General features: G+C 67.3%; 15 protein-coding genes and 1 pseudogene. 1 reads left to right on the top strand and 15 read right to left on the bottom strand.

The window, feature by feature from the left end; translation table 11 throughout:
* Positions 1 to 72 precede the first annotated feature (72 nt).
* The 10 genes and pseudogenes from ACN20J_RS20700 to ACN20J_RS20745 all read right to left on the bottom strand — a co-directional run.
* A pseudogene (locus tag ACN20J_RS20700) lies at positions 73 to 1,104 on the bottom strand (putative T7SS-secreted protein); the annotation flags it as partial.
* A gap of 237 nt (positions 1,105 to 1,341) precedes the next feature.
* Entirely contained in the window at positions 1,342 to 1,815 is a 474-nt protein-coding gene (locus ACN20J_RS20705; RefSeq protein ID WP_419666490.1) for a hypothetical protein, read from the bottom strand.
* 18 nt (positions 1,816 to 1,833) lie between these two features.
* A complete protein-coding gene (locus ACN20J_RS20710; RefSeq protein WP_419666491.1) occupies positions 1,834 to 2,298 on the bottom strand; it encodes a hypothetical protein in 465 nt (154 codons plus the stop codon).
* Between the two features lie 9 nt (positions 2,299 to 2,307).
* A complete protein-coding gene (locus ACN20J_RS20715; protein ID WP_419666492.1) occupies positions 2,308 to 2,736 on the bottom strand; it encodes a hypothetical protein in 429 nt (142 codons plus the stop codon).
* A gap of 11 nt (positions 2,737 to 2,747) precedes the next feature.
* Positions 2,748 to 2,975 (bottom strand): hypothetical protein, encoded by a 228-nt coding sequence (locus ACN20J_RS20720; RefSeq protein WP_419666493.1) that lies wholly within the window; start codon positions 2,973 to 2,975, stop codon positions 2,748 to 2,750.
* Entirely contained in the window at positions 2,972 to 3,289 is a 318-nt protein-coding gene (locus ACN20J_RS20725; protein WP_419666494.1) for a hypothetical protein, read from the bottom strand. Before ACN20J_RS20725 ends, ACN20J_RS20720 begins: the two co-directional genes overlap by 4 nt.
* 155 nt (positions 3,290 to 3,444) lie before the next feature.
* On the bottom strand, positions 3,445 to 3,783 hold the full coding sequence (locus ACN20J_RS20730; RefSeq protein ID WP_189845077.1) for a hypothetical protein: 339 nt from the start codon (positions 3,781 to 3,783) through the stop codon (positions 3,445 to 3,447).
* Between the two features lie 13 nt (positions 3,784 to 3,796).
* Positions 3,797 to 4,135: a hypothetical protein gene (locus ACN20J_RS20735; protein ID WP_189845078.1), complete on the bottom strand. Its 339-nt coding sequence runs from the start codon at positions 4,133 to 4,135 to the stop codon at positions 3,797 to 3,799.
* Positions 4,132 to 8,754, bottom strand: a complete 4,623-nt coding sequence (locus ACN20J_RS20740; protein WP_419666495.1) for an RHS repeat-associated core domain-containing protein — start codon at positions 8,752 to 8,754, stop codon at positions 4,132 to 4,134. Before ACN20J_RS20740 ends, ACN20J_RS20735 begins: the two co-directional genes overlap by 4 nt.
* 131 nt (positions 8,755 to 8,885) lie before the next feature.
* Positions 8,886 to 9,548, bottom strand: coding sequence for a hypothetical protein (locus ACN20J_RS20745; protein WP_419666496.1), 663 nt, complete (start codon positions 9,546 to 9,548; stop codon positions 8,886 to 8,888).
* An 89-nt stretch (positions 9,549 to 9,637) separates the two neighbouring features.
* On the opposite strand from ACN20J_RS20745, the gene ACN20J_RS20750 reads away from it, so the two are divergent.
* Entirely contained in the window at positions 9,638 to 10,699 is a 1,062-nt protein-coding gene (locus tag ACN20J_RS20750; RefSeq protein ID WP_419666497.1) for a hypothetical protein, read from the top strand.
* A 149-nt stretch (positions 10,700 to 10,848) separates the two neighbouring features.
* Here ACN20J_RS20750 and ACN20J_RS20755 read toward each other — a convergent pair whose 3' ends face one another.
* From ACN20J_RS20755 to tuf, 5 genes are all read right to left on the bottom strand, one after another.
* Complete coding sequence (locus tag ACN20J_RS20755; RefSeq protein ID WP_419666498.1) at positions 10,849 to 11,919, bottom strand: endo-1,4-beta-xylanase; 1,071 nt, start codon at positions 11,917 to 11,919, stop codon at positions 10,849 to 10,851.
* An 81-nt stretch (positions 11,920 to 12,000) separates the two neighbouring features.
* Positions 12,001 to 15,171 (bottom strand): glycosyl hydrolase 115 family protein, encoded by a 3,171-nt coding sequence (locus ACN20J_RS20760; RefSeq protein ID WP_419666499.1) that lies wholly within the window; start codon positions 15,169 to 15,171, stop codon positions 12,001 to 12,003.
* Between the two features lie 149 nt (positions 15,172 to 15,320).
* Positions 15,321 to 15,911 carry a hypothetical protein gene (locus tag ACN20J_RS20765; RefSeq protein WP_361914047.1) on the bottom strand — a complete coding sequence of 197 codons (591 nt, stop codon included), beginning with the start codon at positions 15,909 to 15,911 and terminating at the stop codon, positions 15,321 to 15,323.
* A complete protein-coding gene (locus ACN20J_RS20770; protein WP_189844601.1) occupies positions 15,908 to 16,462 on the bottom strand; it encodes an RNA polymerase sigma factor in 555 nt (184 codons plus the stop codon). The genes ACN20J_RS20765 and ACN20J_RS20770 overlap by 4 nt, the downstream gene beginning before the upstream one ends.
* 235 nt (positions 16,463 to 16,697) lie before the next feature.
* Positions 16,698 to 17,891: an elongation factor Tu gene (gene tuf, locus ACN20J_RS20775; protein WP_055610510.1), complete on the bottom strand. Its 1,194-nt coding sequence runs from the start codon at positions 17,889 to 17,891 to the stop codon at positions 16,698 to 16,700.
* Positions 17,892 to 17,991 lie beyond the last annotated feature (100 nt).

The raw sequence follows: 17,991 nt of genomic DNA on the forward strand, positions 1-17,991 counted from the left end.
CCTGGCCTTCGGGGACAGCGCCCGGTAAGGGATCTGGCCACCCGGCATGCGGGCTGCGCCCTTGAAGACGCCGCTCATGCCGCGAACACCCTCGGCCATGCCCTTGAGCCCGACCTTGAGCCCGTTCATGGTCCGGAGGCCCTTGAGCCCCTTGGCGAGTCCGCCGAGAGTCGTCAGCCCCTTCATGCCGGGTATGCAGTCCAGCGCCGCGAAGGCCACATCCCACAGGGACGCCTGCCCCTTCATATATTTGTTGAGGGTGTCGGCCAGGACGACGAGCGCAGCGATGAGCACGATGGCGCCGAGAATGGGCCCACCGATAATGAGGGCGATGATCCCGAGGACGGCGACGACGACCTTGCACACGGCGACGATCGTGTCCCAGTTGTCGACGAACCAGTCACCGACCTCCTCGTACCACTTACGGTTCTGAATGCCGGCGTCGGAGGCCTCGTCCAGCTTCCGCTTCGCATCCCCGGCGGCGTCCTCGCGCATCTTCCGCGCATCCGCCGCCATCTTCTTCGCGGCATCGAGGGCGTTCTGCGCGGTGGTGACGTCGGACTGGGCGGAGGTGTGGGCGTCCTTGGCACTCTGCGCGTCGCGGGTGGCGGCACGGACTTTCGCCTCGTCCGGCTTGGGGACGTCCTTGCCCGCCGATGTCGGGTCGTCCTTGTACTTGTCGGCTTCCTTATTGGCGCGGGTGACCCACGAGTCGGCGGAGGAGAGACGGGACTTGGCGGAGGACAGGTCCGCCTGCGCCTCCCGGCCCTGGGCGAGGGCCTTGTCGGCGAGGGCCTGAGCGCGCTCCAACTGCGGCCAGTAGGCGGCCAGCGCGTCCCCGGCAAGGTCGTACGACTTCTTCAGCTTCTTGAGATTCTTCGGAACCCCGGAGAACTCGTCCCGGAACACATCGGCGGTCTTGCCCACCATCGACAGGACGGCGTCCTCGTCCGCCATCCCTTTGACGAGACGCAGCGCGTCCTGCACATCGTCCGCGAAGTCGTGCAGGCTCTTGGCCAGCGACTTCACCCGGACCGGATCCCCCGGCGTCGGATCCTTCTCCAGATCGAGGACATGCCAGTCCGTCGGCCGATAACCCGCCACGCCTCAACCCCCGTCACAACTGCCCCATACGAAACCGTACGCAGCAGCGAATTTACTAGGCGTCGACGTCCCTCGCATGCAAGATCAGTTCGGATCCCGAGGTCAGGCCTGCCGGTCGAGTCGCTGTTCAGGGACTGCGACGGAGCGTCCGTGGCTCTGGCCCAGCAGCGTCGGGAAGGGAGCCGGACCGGGAGTACGTCCGCACGCTCGCCGGAGCACGCCCTCCACGCCCCTCGCTCAGGAGCGGCGTCCGCGCAGGGCCTTCCAGGCGTCCTCGGCCGCGTATGTGATGGTCAGCCGCCAGACCTCCAGCTTGTCCAGCACCTTCGACACGACCTTCCACCACTTGAGCCACAGCGGCAGCTGCCGGAACGGTACGTGGTCGAGGGTGTCGTCGATGGCGTTCTCGGCGACGCTCATGCGCCCGGTCCCTTCCGCCCGCAGCGCGGCGTACAGCTCCGGCGTCAACTCGCCATTGAGCCGCGCCGCAACGCCGGCCGCGGTGAACGCGAACCCCCGCTGATCGCGGTCGGACAGCCGCATCGCCCTGACGATCCGCGGCGAGGCCTCGGCCAGAGAGCAGTTGAAGGCCAGCCCGATCACGGCGGAGCCCAGTGGGCCCTCGCCGCGTGCGTACGCCGCGTCCCACTCGGCGGGGTCGTCGAAGCGAAGCAGGCTCTCGTCGCCGCCCCAGTCCCACCCGGACACCATGTTCCGCCTCTCCCGATGTCAGCTACGTCGGCGGAGGACCCGCCAGATTTCCTCAGCCGTTTCCCCGGACCTCAGCCACCAGCTCTCCAGCTTGTTGCGCACCCCTGACACGACCTTCCACCACTTGAACCGCGGAGGCAGTTGCCGGAACGGCACGAAGGCCAGCGTGTCCTTGATGGCGTACTCGGCAATGCTCTTGATCCCCTCCGCTTGTAGCGCGGCGTACAGCTCGGGGGTCAGCCGACCGTTGATCCGCGCCGCGGCACCGGCCGCGGTGAACGCGAACCCCCGCTGAGCGAGATCCCGCAGCTGCATCGCCCTGATAATTCGAGGCGATGCCTCCTCCAGCGGACAATTGAAGGCCAGCCCGATCACCGCTGAACCCAGAGGCCACTCACCACGCTCGAAGGCGGCGTCGACCTCGGCGGGGTCGTCGATGTGCGACACGCCCTCGCCGGTTTCCCAGTTCCACTCGGACGCCACGCCCGGCCCTCAGAATTCGTCCGAAAACGGGGCGGAATTCCCTCCCCAGTGGAACCGGTAGCCATCACTTCCACTGTCGAAAACAGCGAGGAGGCCGCGGTCAGGAAGGTCGAATTCCTTCCGCACCCAGCCGTCCATCGCCAGTGCCGCCACTTCGGAGCGGAAGTGAGCGAGAGGGAAAGTGAGCGCGGCGACCTCGATGAGCAGACCGTCGGGGTGTGCGGACGACAGGTCGGAGGAGTGAACCGAGAGCCCGAAGGAGAGCCATGCGGCGTCACGCCAGTTGATGCCATGGGGAGGCGCCAGCCATACGTTGCGGTAGATCTGCAGCCGGAACCCTTCGCCCGCATCCGCACCAGGCGCGCGGTGCTCCGCCGTCAGGTCTGCGGCCAGGCCGCCCAGAGGGCTCCGGAAACGATAATTGAAAATGCTACTCACCTGTCTCAACTCTAGAATTTCAAGCGCACCTTCCGGGCGTCGGAGGCCATCTTCTTCGCGGCATCGAGGGCGTTCTGCGCGGTGGTGACGTCCGACTGGGCGGAGGTGTGGGCGTCCTTGGCACTCTGCGCGTCGCGGGTGGCGGCACGGACTTTCGCCTCGTCCGGCTTGGGCACGTCCTTGCCCGCCGACCCCGGGTCGTTCTTGTACTTGTCGGCTTCCTTGTTGGCCCGGGTCACCCACGAGTCGGCCGACGACAGGCGGGACTTGGCGGAGGAGAGATCAGCCTGCGCCTCCCGGCGCAGGGCCAGCGCCTTGTCTCCAGGTCGTACGACTTCTTCAGCTTCTTGAGATTCTTCGGAACACCGGAGAACTCGTCCCGGAACACATCGGCGGTCTTCCCCACCATCGACAGGACGGCATCCTCATCCGTCATCCCCTTCACCAACCGCAGAGCATCCTGCACGTCATCGGCAAAGTCGCGCAGGCTCTTCGCCAACGACTTCACCCGTACCGGATCCCCCGGCGTCGGATCCTTCTCCAGATCCAGCACATGCCAGTCCGTCGGCCGATAACCCGCCACGCCGCAACCCCCGTCACGCCAACCCCGTCAACCACACATACGCACAAGTGAAGTTACTGGGTACGGGCGTTCGGCGTGAAGATCACATCGCACCGTGCCCAGCAGCCACCACCGCCTCGTCAGCCCTACTCGTCCTTGAGGGTCCACACCGGCGAGTCCTTGGGCGGCAGCGGGCGGATCGGCAGCTTCGTGAAGTCGATGTCCGCGTCATCGTCCGCGTCCCCCATCGGCAGGCGGCCTTCTGCTTCGGCGTGGTGGTAGTACGCGCCATAGGCCCAGAATTCCGGCAGCTCGTGGCACATGAGATCGGGGTACGGAGAGATCTCCAGGCTTCCGTACCTCTCGTTGATCCTCGCCACTGCCTCTGCACGGGAAATCCCGAAACGCTCCGTCATCTCGCCCGCCATCTCGCGAAAATATTCGAGCATTCCTTCGTCGAGCTTCATAAGAAATTCTGCGGTCACGACGTCAGCGACCCTACTCGTCTTTGAGGGTCCAGAAGGGGGACTCCCTGGGTGGCGGTGGGCGAACCTCCCACTCCGAGAGGTCACCGTCCACATCCGGATCACCCGAGGGAAGCGGTTGCGCGTCACGTGTCGCCCTGAAGTAGAGATGATAGGCCCAGAATTCCGGGAACTCATGACACATAAGGTCCTGGTTCATACCGCTGATGTCCTCGTCGGCATACCTCTCATTAATCCTCGCCACGGCCTCGGCTCTCGAGATTCTGAAATGTTCAACCAGCACGTCCACCATTTCTCGAAAATAGTCGAGCATCTCGTCATCGAGTCGAGTCAGGAACTCTTCGGTTCTCATGATGCTGGCCCAAACCTCTGATGGAATGAATTATTGAAGAGTTCTGCCGCCCGGTCCGAATAGATCGCTACCTGGTGGCCTGAGAACACAGGGTCGGCTTTACCCTTTACAAAGCTTCCGGGATTTCTCAGCATGGGCCCCTCCACGAGCTCATAGTTGTGCATCGCGCCCCCGCTGCGGTGGTGCTTCATGAAGGAAGCGAGTTCATCACTCGGACCATCGAATATCTTGCCGTTCAACTTGTCCATTTCACTCTTCGGAACTCTGAAGTGTAGTACGGCAGGGACATCACCCCTATCATCGGCCAGCCTCTTGGCCCAGGTAAGCGCCTGCCGGGGATCATTCGTCACATAGAAACCTCCCCTGCCGAAGTCCATCTTGCGATTGCTGACCGCGAGATTGATTCCGTCATTGACAATGCTGTCCGCGGCACCGCCGAAAGTTCCATGATAGAGATCCACCATGCACGGCGCCTTGAGCCCCAGGGGGTCCATCCACTGCAGGGGATTATTCACATAGGCGTAGTGATTCGGCGCTGGTGTGCGCCCCAGCGGATCGGGGCTCAAATAGCGTGCCGTGCCGGGCTCGTAGTAGCGGTGATGGTTGTAGTGAAGCCCGGTTTCCGCGTCGAAGTACTGGCCCGGGAAACGCAGCGGGCAGTCGGCGCGGTCACCACCGGCCGGACCGGCTGGAACGCCCCACAGCGTCGACGACCGCGTCCAGACGACGTCTCCGTCCTCGTCGACCAGTTCCGTCGGCGTTCCGATGAGGTCGGTGACGATCGCGTAGAAGCGCTCGTCGATCTCTTCCTGTGGTGAATCCGGCCCCACCGGTCCACGACCGCGGACCCGTTGGCCGACCGGTGTCGTTCCGCTGCCCCAGTCCCACGACGTACTGACGACGCCGTCCGTCTGCTCCGCGAGCCGGTCACCGTCCCAGAAGAAGGTGACATGCTCGACCACGGTCGTGCCGTCGTCCCCGAGCAGTTGTTTCGCCACACGCCGGCCGAGCGGATCGTAGACGTAGTGCCAGTAGCGGCCATCCGGTGTGCGGACGTCCGTGAGCTGGTCCTCGGCGTTCCACACATAGCGCCACTCACGCCTGCCGCCAGACAGTAGCTTCGTGACCCGCCGGACCACCCGGCCCTGACCGTCGTGCCGGTAGAACGTACGACCCGCCCGCTCGATCAGGCTGCCCGAATACGTCCGGTCCCCAGGGCCTGTCTCGGTGTCGTCCACCGGCGCGGACGTACCGAAGGCGACGAGATTGCCGAGGCCGTCGTACCGATACGTCTCGTCCCAGCCGACGCCGCCCCGCGCGGCGGTCACCCGCCCGGCCCGGTCCAGTTCGAAGGACCGCTCGCCCTGGCGGAGGTCGGACATCCCGACAAGGCCGCCGTCGACACTGTGCTGGTAGGTACGCCGTATCACTTCGCCCGAGCCCGACGAGCGCACTTGCTGCGTCGTCCGCAGACGGTCCGCGTCCCAGTCATGGGTTAGACGTGCCGCATCCCCGAGTGCCCGCTCGATCTCGCGTCCCACGACGTCGTACTGGAAGGTGACGTCGTGCCGCCCCAGCTGCTGCACCAGCGAACGCCGCTCGGGCGCGTACGTCCAGCGCGTGACCGCGCCGCTCGGCGTCCTCCGAAGAGTGCGGCGCCCTGTGGTGTCGTACTCGGTGCGGACCTCCTGCCCGTTCCACCGCTCCGCCAGGACCCGGCCCGTCGCATCGTGCTCGATACCGAGTTCGACATCGGTGTTCCGCGCCCGGACAAGCCTGCCGAGCGGGTCGTAGGCATACGTCGTCGTCGCGCCGTCGGCATCCATGGTCACGACGTTGCCGAGCGAGTCATAGCTGAACACCGTGACCTGTCCCGCTCCGTTGACCCGCTCGACCAGTCGGCCCACCGCGTCGTAGCGGTAGGTCAGTCTGCGGCCGTTGAAGTCCGTCTCCGACGTCAACCGGCCCACTGGGTCGTACTCGTAGCTCCAGACCTGCCCGGCTCCGTTGGTGACGCTTCTCAGCCGAAGTTCGGTGTCGTACTCGAACCGCTCCAGCGTCCCGTCCTCGTTCTCGCGCACGGAGCAGAGGTCGAAGTGGGTGTTCTGGTACGCGGTGTGGCGGCCGGTCGACGACGAGTACTCCAGGGGATTGCCCTCGGCGTCGTACGACCAGCGCTCGGTGGTCCCGTTCGGAAGCTCACGCCAGGAGATCTGGCCCTCCACCGTCCAGCCAACCCGGGTGACTCCTCCGAGAGGATCGGTGAGTTCGTTGATCCGGCCGAAGGCGTCCCGGACGAAGGAACTGCTCGCACCCAACGCGTCTGTCATTCCGACGACCAGGCCGGCGTCGTCGTTGACGACGGTCTGCTGATGTTGGCCGAGCGCGTCCACGACTCCGGTGAGACCACCGCGCTCGTCGAACATGAAGGAGGTCGTGGCACCGAGCGGGTCGACGACGGCCACGCGGTTGCCGCGCTCGTCGTAGACCGACTCCCATGAACTGCCGTCCGGTTGCGTCACCTTGGTAACCAGATCGAGTTCGTTGTACTCGGTGGTGATGACACCCGCGTCGGGCCGGACGACTTCCGTGACGTTGCCCGCCACGTCGTGGCTGTAGCGCGTGGTACGCCCGAGCGAGTCGGTGAGGGCGACCAGTCGGCCGCGATCGTCCCAGGTGCGCGACGTGGTGTGGCCGAGAGGATCGGTCTCGCTGACAGGCCGGTACGCCGCGTCGAAGCTGTACGCCAGGGAATGCCCGAGGGAGTCGGTCGCGACGGTGGTGCGCGTTTCGTCGTCGTACGCGTAGGAGTAGGCGAGGACTCCGTCCGCGCCGCCCGAGCGAACACACCGGTCGACGTCGTCGTACGCGTAGCGGTACCAGTCGCCCTGTCTGCTCTGCCAGCCCGTGATCCGCTGCCGGTCGTCGTAGCTGTAGCGCTGGGGCACCGAGGACGAGTCGCTGACACCGGTGAGGCGGCCCTGCTCGTCGTACTCGTAGGCCACGAGGCGCGGCCGGCCGGGAGCGCTGAGCAAGGTGAGGGCGGTGATGCGGTTCGAAGCCGTGGTGATTCCGAGCCGGTAGCCGGAGTGGTGGATCAGCTCTTGCGGGGAGCCGTCGGGGGCGTACCGGACATCGATGGTGTTGCCGTTGCGGTCTTCGATACCGGCAAGCAGCAGTTCGCCCGCCCCGCCGCTCGGTATTCGCCTGAACCGCAGCGTCGTGCCGTTGTCCGGCCGCCACACCGTGATCTCACCGTCGGGGGTGCCGTCCCAGCTCAATGGCCAGCTGGGGCCGACGATCGGCTGCGCCGGCTCGGCAGCCTCCGGAACGGCGTAGTACAGCACGGTGCCGTCGTCCGCGATGAACCGGATGCCCTCGTCGTCGGCCAGGAGCCGCTGGTCCAGGGTCGATGTCCAGCCGGCTCCGAACCAGCGCCCGGCCTTCACGCCGGTGCGGTGGCTGCGTTCGACGACAAGGGGCAGGACGCCGGGCAACGAGACGTCCGGTATCGACATCACCATTTGGCCGGTGGCCATGTCGATCGGATCACCGCAGGTGAAGAGGTTCTTCATCTGACGTCCGAGACCCTGCACACGCGGACCGAGGCCCTTGAGGCCCATGGCCATGCCCTTGAGGCCCACCTTGCCCAGGGATTTCAAACCCTTGGCGAGTCCACCGAGGCTGGTCAGCCCCTTCATGCCCGGGATGCAGTCCAGCGCGGCGAAGGCCACATCCAACAGGGACGCTTGGCCCTTCATGTACTTGTTAAGGGTGTCGGCCAGGACCACGAGGGCGGCGATGAGGACGATGGCGCCGAGGATGGGCCCACCGATGATCATCGCGATGATGCCCAGGACGGCGACGACGACCTTGCACACGGCGACGATGGTGTCCCAGTTGTCGGTGAACCAGTCGCCGACCTCCTCGTACCACTTGCGGTTCTGAATGCCGGCGTCGGAGGCTTCGTCGAGTTTCCGCTTCGCGTCGCCGGCGGCGTCCTCGCGCATCTTCCGCGCGTCCGCGGCCATCTTCTTCGCGGCATCGAGGGCGTTCTGCGCGGTGGTGACGTCGGACTGGGCGGAGGTGTGGGCGTCCTTGGCACTCTGGGCGTCCCGGGTGGCGGCGCGGACCTTGGCCTCGTCCGGCTTGGGGACGTCCTTGCCCGCCGATGTCGGGTCGTCCTTGTACTTGTCGGCTTCCTTGTTGGCCCGGGTGACCCACGAGTCGGCCGAGGAGAGGCGGGACTTGGCGGAGGAGAGGTCCGACTGGGCTTCACGGCCCTGGGCGAGGGCCTTGTCGGCGAGGGCCTGAGCGCGTTCCAACTGCGGCCAGTAGGCGGCCAGCGCGTCCCCGGCAAGGTCGTACGACTTCTTCAGCTTCTTCAAGTTCTTCGGGACGCCGGAGAACTCGTCCCGGAACACATCGGCGGTCTTGCCCACCATCGTCAGGACGGCGTCCTCGTCCGCCATCCCCTTCACCAGACGGAGGGCGTCCTGCACGTCGTCGGCGAAGTCGTGCAGGCTCTTCGCCAGCGACTTGACCCGTACCGGATCGCCCGGCGTCGGATCCTTGTCCAGGTCCAGCACATGCCAGTCCGTCGGCCGATAACCCGCCACGCCGCAACCCCCGTCACGCCAGTACCAAAGACATCCGTGTGCACACGTGAACCTACCGGGAACACCGGTGCGATCAAGCTGCCGCCGGAAACTCCGAACCGATCAGGAATGAGCCGACACTCCAACTGGTCTCAGGCAGACGCGAGAACCTTCTCCAGCTCAAGGTCGTACGCGCGAAACGCGGCCCGCCCGCTCTCCGGTGCCTCCGAATACGGGTGGAGGATGCCCGGCAGTTGGGCGACCCGCCACATCCGGAAGGCCGATTCAGGGGAGTTGCGGCCCGAGGGGTCCACCAGTTCGGAGGCGATGTCGAGGATCTCGGCGAGGTGGACGGCCGCGGCCCGTTCCTCCACCTCGGCGCAGATGGCGGCAGTGATCAAAGCCTGGAGGAATTGGGTCAGTTGGAGGTCGGCGCCCATCCGGCACATGCGCCGCACCACACGCGGTTCCGCAAGCTCTTCGAGAGGCTCCGGAACCCCCGTGAGACCCGCCGACCACAGCAACAGGAACTCCGGCGTCACCTCGTGCTCGCGCAAATACCCCAGCTCGTCCGCGATCGCCATGCCCGGGGCGCCGAACCGGCAGACCTCCTGGATGCCGTCCATCAGGCGCCCCAGTTCCTGTCGTCTGCCTGCCAGGAAGCCGTCCACCGAGACGTCAGCGAGCTTCCATGTCCCCGTGAAATTCACGGCACCGATCTCCACGACGCCCCCGAGCGACGCGAACACCGAACGCGCGAGCGACTCCTCAGGTACGGGCGTAATCTCGTCCCCTGCTTCGCGTTGCTTGCACACCCGCACAGTCTCGTGCAGGTCACCCGTCGAGGCCGAGCCGATAGGGGGCATCCGCGACGGCTCGTCGTCCAGCCCATAGCCTCTCCCTCATGCCTCGCACCACCCCACCCCGCCCCCTCGACGCCACCGCCCTCTTCCCCGAGTTGGCGCCCCTGGCCCGTACCGCCGTCAGGCTGCACCCCCGCGCCGGTACGCCCACCGCCACCGACAGTTCGATCGGCGGCCCCCTGCTGTGGCCGGCCGATGAGCCGTGGCCCACCTGCCCGGATCACAACAGCGCCTCGCACCACGGTGTAGCCCCCGACGACGTACGGCTGGGGCGGCGCATCCTCGCCGAGGCCTGGGCCCGGCCGCGCGCCGAGGGTGCCGACCTCCTCACGCCGGAGGAGCGCGTGATCGTCGACCGTGCCTCGATCTCCGGCAGCGCGCGAATACCCCAGGACGGCCCGGTCCCCATGATCCCGGTGGTCCAGCTGTACGCCTCGGACGTCCCCGCGCTGCCCGGCCCGGCCGGTACCGACCTGCTCCAGGTGCTGTGGTGCCCCTTCGACCACGACGAGGACTACCTCCCGGCGGTCGAGCTGTACTGGCGGGCCTCCGCCGACGTGACCGACCCCCTGGCCGCCCCGCCACAGCCGTCGGTGATCGGCAGCGACGACTACCTCCCCGAACCCTGCGTCCTCCACCCGGAGACGGTCACCGAGTACCCGGCCCCGCACGAACTGCCCGAGGACCTCGCGGAACGCATCGAGGCCTGGGAGGAGGACCAGAGCCCGGACGACCCGGATGACCCGGACCACCTGGACGACCTGGACGACCTGGACGACGTCACCGTCGTGGACTATCAGTACGACCTCAGCGTCGCCCCCGGCTGCAAGCTCGGCGGCCACGCGCCCTGGAGCTTCAGCGACCCGTTCCCGATGGCCTGCCCCGAGTGCGGCTCGGACGTACGCCCGCTGCTCACCATCGACGGCACCGAATGGGACGGCGGCAGCGGAAGCTGGCGCCCGACCGAGGACGCCGACTACACGGGCCTCCACTTCCTCGGCCCGGCCTGCTCGACCCACCTGAACATCGGCCGCAGCTACAACCTGCAGCTGTACGTGTGCACGTCCTCGCCCGACCATCCGCACGTGCAGAACATGCAATAGCACCTCGTCCGGGACTGCAATCCCGATCGAGGGCCCGACCACCGAGGAAGTCGGACCCTTCCCGATGGATGAGCAGAACCCCGGCGCGACCCCTACGCCCAGCCCCGGATTCCGCGGGGCAACATCCACCAGCCGACGAAGCCCCAGGGTCACCGCCCGTCGGTCAACTCCTCCCGCACGGCCCCGTACGCCGGCTTCCGTCCGAAGTCCTCCCCCAGCAGCGTCGCCGCCCCCTGCCCCGCGAAAACCCCCGGCACCCACGAGTACTTGTCCGTGAACCCCCACACGGTGAAGGACTTGCAGCTCCGCGCCCCCAGGCAGGCATCCATCAGCCCTCGGAAGTACGTCGCCTGAGTCGCGAGCTTCTCCTCATCCACCGGCAGGATCATCCGTACGTCCACCTCGGTGAAGGCGGTCTGCATCCCCAGCCGTTCGAACCGCGCGAGGTTCCCCGCCACATCCCCCGGGAAGCCGTACTGGATGGCCAGATGCCCCTGGATCCCGAAGCCCTGCACCGGAACGCCCTCCGCCCGAAGCCGCTTCGCCAGTTCGTAGTAGGCGGTCGACTTCGCGTTGACGCCCTCCACGTTGTAGTCGTTCAGGAAGAGCTTCGCCTTCGGGTCCGCCGCGTGGGCCCAGCGGAAGGCGTCGGCAATGTACGACGGTCCGAGCTTCTGCAGCCAGATCGAGTTCCGCAGCGAACCGTCCTCCTCGAAGACCTCGTTCACCACGTCCCACTGCTGGATCCTGCCCTTGTACCGCTTGACCTCCGTGGTGACGTGCTTCCGCAGGATCCCCCGAAGCTCCCCCGCCCCGATCGAACCGTCCGCCACCCCCGTCGTCAGCCACCCCGGCAACTGGCTGTGCCACACCAGCGTGTGGCCCCGCACCACCTGCCCCCGCTCCCGCGCGAACCGCACCAACTCATCCGCCCCCGACCAGTCGTACGTCCCCCGCGCCGGCTCGACGACCTCCCACTTCATGACGTTCTCGGCGGTGACGGAGTTGAACTCCCGCCCGGTCGCCCGCCGATACGTCGTGTCCTCGCCCAGCGCCGCCATGTCCACGGCCGTACCGATCCGCAGGTCGGCACGCTCGGCGAGCGCCCGCAGCGGAGCCTTCCCGCCGGGCGATGCCTCGTGCGCGGAAGCCGTCTGTACGCCCGTGACCAGCAACGTCACGCCGAGCAGCCCGACAACAGGCGTGCGGAAGCTCTTCATGTGCGATCCCTCCAATGAATACGACTCAGCGAACGCAATCGACCGAACGCGGCTCAGCGAACGCGGCACAGCAAACTCGGCTCAGCGAACTCGGTAGCTCTCCAACGGCCCCAGATACGTCGGCGTCAACCCACCCGTATCGATCACCAACCGCTGCACCACCACCGTCGGATCGACCATCCAGAACTTCAGCCGGTGCACCCCGGCGGCCCCGATCATGTGGCGCGTAGACGTGCGATTGACGTTGTCCGATGTGTTGCGGGCCCACTCGATGTCCATCAGCCCGTCATCGGCACCCGTGGCCGCGTGGATGTCGACGATCTGCGGGGCGTCCCCGTCGAACGAGATCCCGTACTTCAGCCCGCCCGTCGGCAAGGTCGGGTTCCGCGGAGACAGATACGCCCACACCGTGACCTCCCCCGCGGACAGCAGGCTCACCTCGTACTCCAGCCGCGGAGACGATCCCCCGGGCGTCCGCCGAGGAGCCGTCACCGGCCACGGCGTCACCCCCGCCCCCGTACGCCCGATCCCGTCGATCCGCCGCCACGCCCCCACCGAGCGCGCGAAGTGCTCGGCATCGACGGCCACGTACCCACCCGCCTCGACGAACCCCCGCAGCCCCCGCGCCCCACGCACCGACGGCCGCTCGGCAACCACCCCGACCGTCACCACCGCACCCGCCCCCTCCACACTCACCGACGCCTCCGTACGCCCCCGCGGCGCCCGGTCCCAGTCCACCGTCAGCACCACGCGCACCTGCTTCTCGACCCGACCCCGCGGCCGGTCGACCCTGACCCACGGCACCGATGGAGTGATCCGATAGTCGAAGGCCGTACGCCCCCGATTGAAGACCTCGATGTACTGGTCGGGCCGGGTCTGGTACGGGCTGAAAACAGGCAGCTCAGCCGGACGCGCACCCGCACCCGCACCCGCCGACTCATCCGCCACCCCCGGCCACCACTCCCCCGACTCCACCCCATCCACCGCCACCCCCATCTCAGCGGCCACCGGCACCTCAACCCGCCTCACCGCCGGAAAGATCTCATCCGGCAGAGCCACGTTGTCCCGCTCCGGCTGCTGCCACGGCGCATTGGGCCCGTACCGCTCCACATCCCCGTACCCGATGTGCGGCTGCGTCTGGAAGCCCCGCCATTTCCCGCCCGCCACCCGGGAGTTGAAGCGCTCGGCGAGAGCGAAGTCCCGCGCCAGCCCGGCCTCCGCCTCGGCCGCCAGGTCATTCGTCGCGGCCCGCCCCTGCCGCGCGTACAGCAGATTGGTGAACTCCGCTTCCCGCAACCCGTACAGGTTGGCCGTCGCCGCCACCGCGTACCCGACGAGCTCGAACCACGCGTCCTGGTCCGCGGCCGGCAGCCGTCGGCCGATCCGGTCCGTGTCCTTCGCCAGCCGCCGCCACTCCTCCGTGACCCGCTCCAGCTCACGGTGACCGAAGTAGAAGGGCGTCTGCTGGTCGTCGTACACGACCTTCCCGTCCGCCAGCGTGATCCGGCGATTCAACAGCTCAGGCTTCCGCCGCGACTGGAGCTGCGCGTACCGCGCCAGCACCGACGAGATCGACGAGATCTCAGCAGCCGCCGCCCCGCCGAAGTTCTGCCGCGCATACCCCCGCTCCCACTCCCCCAGCCTCTCCACCGGCCAACGCCCCGGATCCCAGGCATAGTTGAGAAAGAACTCGGCCGGCAGCTCATTGCCCTTCAAGTCACCGACGTTCGTGACCCACAACTCCCGGTTCCCGTACGCGACCGCCTGGTGGAGCTGGTCCCACATGTTCGGCAGCGAAGTGGTGTCCACCCACTTGTAGTTGCGGCCGACGCCGACGTAGTCGAAGTGGTAGTACAGCCCGTACCCGCCACCCCGAACCGCCTCCGCCCCCGCCCCCGCCTCAGCCTCAGCCTCAGCCTCAGCCTCAGCCTCAGCCGGATGCTTGCGGATGTTCCCCCAGTTGTCGTCCGTCAGTACGACGGTCACGTCGTCCGGCGCCCGCAGCCCGCGGTCCCAGTACCGCTGGACCTCCTTGTAGAGCGTCCACACCTGCGGGGTCTCGGCGGCCGGACGGCCGGTGACGTCCTCGATGATCGACCGCTGTGTCGCGATGATCTCCCGCATCAGCTCGATGCCGTCACCGTCGGGCAGGCTCGTGTCCCCGTTCCCGCGCATGCCGAGCGTGACGACACCCTCGAAGTCCTGGTCGACCATGCGCCGCACGCCCTCACGCCAATACGCCTTGATCGCCTCGGAGTTGCGCCGGAACGACCACTCCCCCGTACCGCCGTACGGATCCCGCCCCGGCGTCACGACGTTCCCCGCGCTGTCGCGCACGGCCGGCACCGCATGCCGGTTCCACTCCTCGATGCCCCGCATCATCGGCGCCTCATGAGACGTGCCCATGACAATCCCATACGCCTTCGCCCTGGCGTGGTTCTCGGGATCGTCCTCGGCGAAGGCCCGCCCCCACACCGCCGGCCACAGATAGTTCGCCTTCAGCCGCAGCAGCACCTCGAAGACCCTGGCGTAGAAGTCCGCGTTGAAGCCGCCGGGATGACCGGGCGCCTTCCCCGGCCCGAAGAACGCGGGCGCCCACGTCCCCAGCGCAGGGTTCTCGTCGTTGATGAAGACCCCGCGGTACTTCACCGCCGGCGTGCCCTGGCTGTACCGCCCCGGCAGCACGTACACCTCGCTCCGCCGCACCGGCCGCACGTCGTCCCACCAGTACCAGGGCGAGACCCCGATCCCGTACGAGACGTCGTACGCCCCGAAGATCGTGCCGCGCGGATCGCTGCCCGCGACGACGAAGGCCCGCTCCACCCCCGGCATCGGCCGCTCGACCACGGTCTGCAGCGAGGTCTCCCACTTGCCCCGGATCCCGCGGACGTCGAGCTTCCCGGCCGCGACCAGCCCGTCGATCAGCGGACTGCGCCCGATCGTCCCGACGAGCACGACCTCCCGCGCCACCGCCGAACCCGGCCGCACCCCCGTGACCCGCTCGATGTCGTCCCGCAGATCCCCTGCCACCCGTACGACTCCGGGGTGGTCGTCAGGGCTGACCACCACCGCCACCCCGACCAGCGAAAACCCGCCCAACACCGGCGAGAAGGACAGATACGCCCCCGAGTCCCCCACCCGCAGACCCCCACCCCCGCCGTCGGCCCACGCACTCCCGGCCCCCATCGACAGCACCGGCACAGCACCGATCCCGGCCCCGAGCACACCCCTACGACTGACGCACCCAGACATGCCACACCCCTCGATCCCCTATTTGGTCAGCGGCATGACAAATGGTGAAGGGAGTGCAGCGAGGGGACAACGGGTCGAACGCGCCGAATAGTTTCGAAGACGGGAAGGCCCGAGAGCCCGTACGACCTCGGTCGTACGGGCCCGCCCGGCTAGTCCTCCCCCACAAGCCCTTCGAAGGGCACTTCCTTGCAGGGCTTGATCCGTCCCTCGACCACGTACATGCTCCAGGCGGGGCTGACGTCGTCCTTCACCCTCTCCGGCTCCTCGAAGGCCAGGGTGTCGCCGGGGTGCAGGGTGTACGTCCAGGGTTCACTCAAGATGCCCTTCTCCACGTCGTAGGTCCTCGTTTGCGGCGGCGGCAGCTCACCGCGCGGCTGCTCACAGACGTAGCCGCTCCTGGGCTTGTCGACACTGACGAAGATGCCCTCCGCACGCAGCCGCTCGGTCAGCGCCGTCTTCTCGTCCCAACTCAGGGCGATCTCGTCGAGGGTGAGGGTGACACTGCCGTCCTCGTGCCGCTCGACGGCGTACGCCTGCGCCCCACCCGTCGATGCCGGCAGCGCCACCACGCCCCCCACCGCGGCGACACACGCCGCGAGGGCGACCAGCGCCCGGCGAGTGGTGATCGTGCGGCGGATCACCGGCTCCGGCTGCGGCGGGTCCTCGGCCCGGAGAGCGATCTCCCGCTGGAGTTCGTTCAGCAGCCGGTCCTCGAAGGTCTTCGTCGTCCTGGTGCTCATGCCTCTCCCCCTGCGTACGTGAGTGCTGCCTGCTGCCCGCCGGCTCCGGCCGCCGCCGAGCGCAGCGACCTGCGTGCCCGGTGGAGCCGCACCCGGGCGGTGACCTTGCGTATGCCCAGCGCCACGGCGGCCTCGGTGACGCTCAACTGGTCGACGGCGACGAGTTCGATCACCGCACGCTCGCCGTCGGGGAGCGTGACCATGGCGGCCAGCGCGCGACGCCCGGCCTCCTCGGCGTCGAGCTTCTCCTCCAGCCGGTCGATGTCGTCGCCGTCCAGCAGCCGGCGGCCGGCGATACGGCCGCCGAGCACGTTCTGACGCGCGCTCCTCCGGGCTTCCGCGGCCACCACGTTGCGTGCGATGCCGTACAGCCAGGCCGTCTCGCTCCCGAGGTCGGGGCGGTAGGCGCGGGCGGAGTCGATCACCGCGAGGAAGGTCTCGGCGGTGAGGTCTGCGACGGTGTGCGGGTCGGTGACCCGCCGGGCCATGAAGCGGGTGACGGTGTCGACATGGCGGCGATAGAAGACCTCGAAGGCGGCCGGGTCGTACATCTCTCCCGGTGGACCGCCCCGGCCTTTGCTGTCGGATGCCAAGGTGTGAACCTCCCGTTGTCCGTCCTGCTGTCACTTCTACTTGGAACAGGCAGCCGAATGCGTTACGGGACGGCCCCGGCGGGCCTGCCGGAAAAGGCGAAGGGGCCCGCACGACCGAAGTCGTACGGGCCCCTTCAAGGAGCTCAGCGATGCTGGAGCTACCAGGCGTTCAAGCCCAACAGGTAAGCGAGGCTTACTTGTTGATCTTGGTGACCTGGCCGGCGCCCACGGTCCGGCCACCCTCACGGATGGCGAACTTCAGGCCCTCCTCCATGGCGACGGGCTGGATGAGCTCAACGGTCATCTCAGTGTTGTCGCCCGGCATGACCATCTCGGTGCCCTCGGGGAGGGTCACCACACCAGTCACGTCCGTCGTGCGGAAGTAGAACTGGGGACGGTAGTTGTTGAAGAACGGCGTGTGACGGCCACCCTCGTCCTTGGACAGGATGTACGCCTGGGCCTCGAACTCCGTGTGCGGGGTGACCGAGCCGGGCTTGATGATGACCTGGCCGCGCTCGACGTCCTCGCGCTTGATGCCACGAAGAAGCAGACCGACGTTCTCACCGGCCTGGCCCTCGTCGAGCAGCTTGCGGAACATCTCGATGCCCGTGACCGTGGTGGTGGTCTTCTCGGTCTTGATGCCGACGATGTCGACGGTCTCGTTGACCTTGAGGACACCACGCTCGATACGACCGGTGACGACGGTGCCACGACCGGTGATCGTGAAGACGTCCTCGATCGGCATGAGGAACGGCTTGTCGACGTCACGCTCGGGCTGCGGGATCGACTCGTCGACGGCCTTCATCAGGTCGAGGACGGACTGGCCCCACTCCTTGTCGCCCTCAAGAGCCTTGAGCGCCGAGACCTTGACGACCGGAAGGTCGTCGCCCGGGAACTCGTACTCGGAGAGCAGCTCACGGACCTCGAGCTCGACGAGCTCCAGGATCTCCTCGTCGTCCACCATGTCGGCCTTGTTCAGCGCGACAACGATGTACGGAACGCCGACCTGGCGGGCCAGGAGCACGTGCTCCTTGGTCTGCGGCATCGGGCCGTCGGTGGCGGCGACCACGAGGATGGCGCCGTCCATCTGGGCAGCACCGGTGATCATGTTCTTGATGTAGTCCGCGTGACCCGGGCAGTCGACGTGCGCGTAGTGACGCGTCTCCGTCTGGTACTCGACGTGCGCGATGGAGATCGTGATACCGCGCTGGCGCTCCTCAGGAGCCTTGTCGATCTGGTCGAAGGCCGAGGCCTCGTTCAGGTCCGGGTACGCGTCATGCAGCACCTTGGTAATGGCGGCCGTGAGGGTCGTCTTACCGTGGTCGATGTGACCGATGGTGCCGATGTTGACGTGCGGCTTAGTCCGCTCGAACTTCGCCTTCGCCACTGGGTCCTCCTGTGGAGTGGTTCTGGTACGCCTTACTCATCGGCGCCAGGGTGATCTTTGCTGGGATGCCGCCCGCCGGGATTTCCGTTTCCGGATGAAT

Source organism: Streptomyces sp. 2-1 (assembly GCF_048564895.1).
In the GTDB taxonomy this organism is placed as follows: domain Bacteria; phylum Actinomycetota; class Actinomycetes; order Streptomycetales; family Streptomycetaceae; genus Streptomyces; species Streptomyces phaeochromogenes.

Coding starts and splice junctions, on each gene's coding strand:
- ACN20J_RS20705 (WP_419666490.1), bottom strand. CDS start 1,815: ATGGTGTCCGGGTGGGACTGGGGCGGCGACGAGAGCCTGCTTCGCTTC.
- ACN20J_RS20735 (WP_189845078.1), bottom strand. CDS start 4,135: ATGAGAACCGAAGAGTTCCTGACTCGACTCGATGACGAGATGCTCGAC.
- ACN20J_RS20750 (WP_419666497.1), top strand. CDS start 9,638: ATGCCTCGCACCACCCCACCCCGCCCCCTCGACGCCACCGCCCTCTTC.
- ACN20J_RS20755 (WP_419666498.1), bottom strand. CDS start 11,919: ATGAAGAGCTTCCGCACGCCTGTTGTCGGGCTGCTCGGCGTGACGTTG.
- ACN20J_RS20760 (WP_419666499.1), bottom strand. CDS start 15,171: ATGTCTGGGTGCGTCAGTCGTAGGGGTGTGCTCGGGGCCGGGATCGGT.
- ACN20J_RS20765 (WP_361914047.1), bottom strand. CDS start 15,911: ATGAGCACCAGGACGACGAAGACCTTCGAGGACCGGCTGCTGAACGAA.
- ACN20J_RS20770 (WP_189844601.1), bottom strand. CDS start 16,462: ATGTACGACCCGGCCGCCTTCGAGGTCTTCTATCGCCGCCATGTCGAC.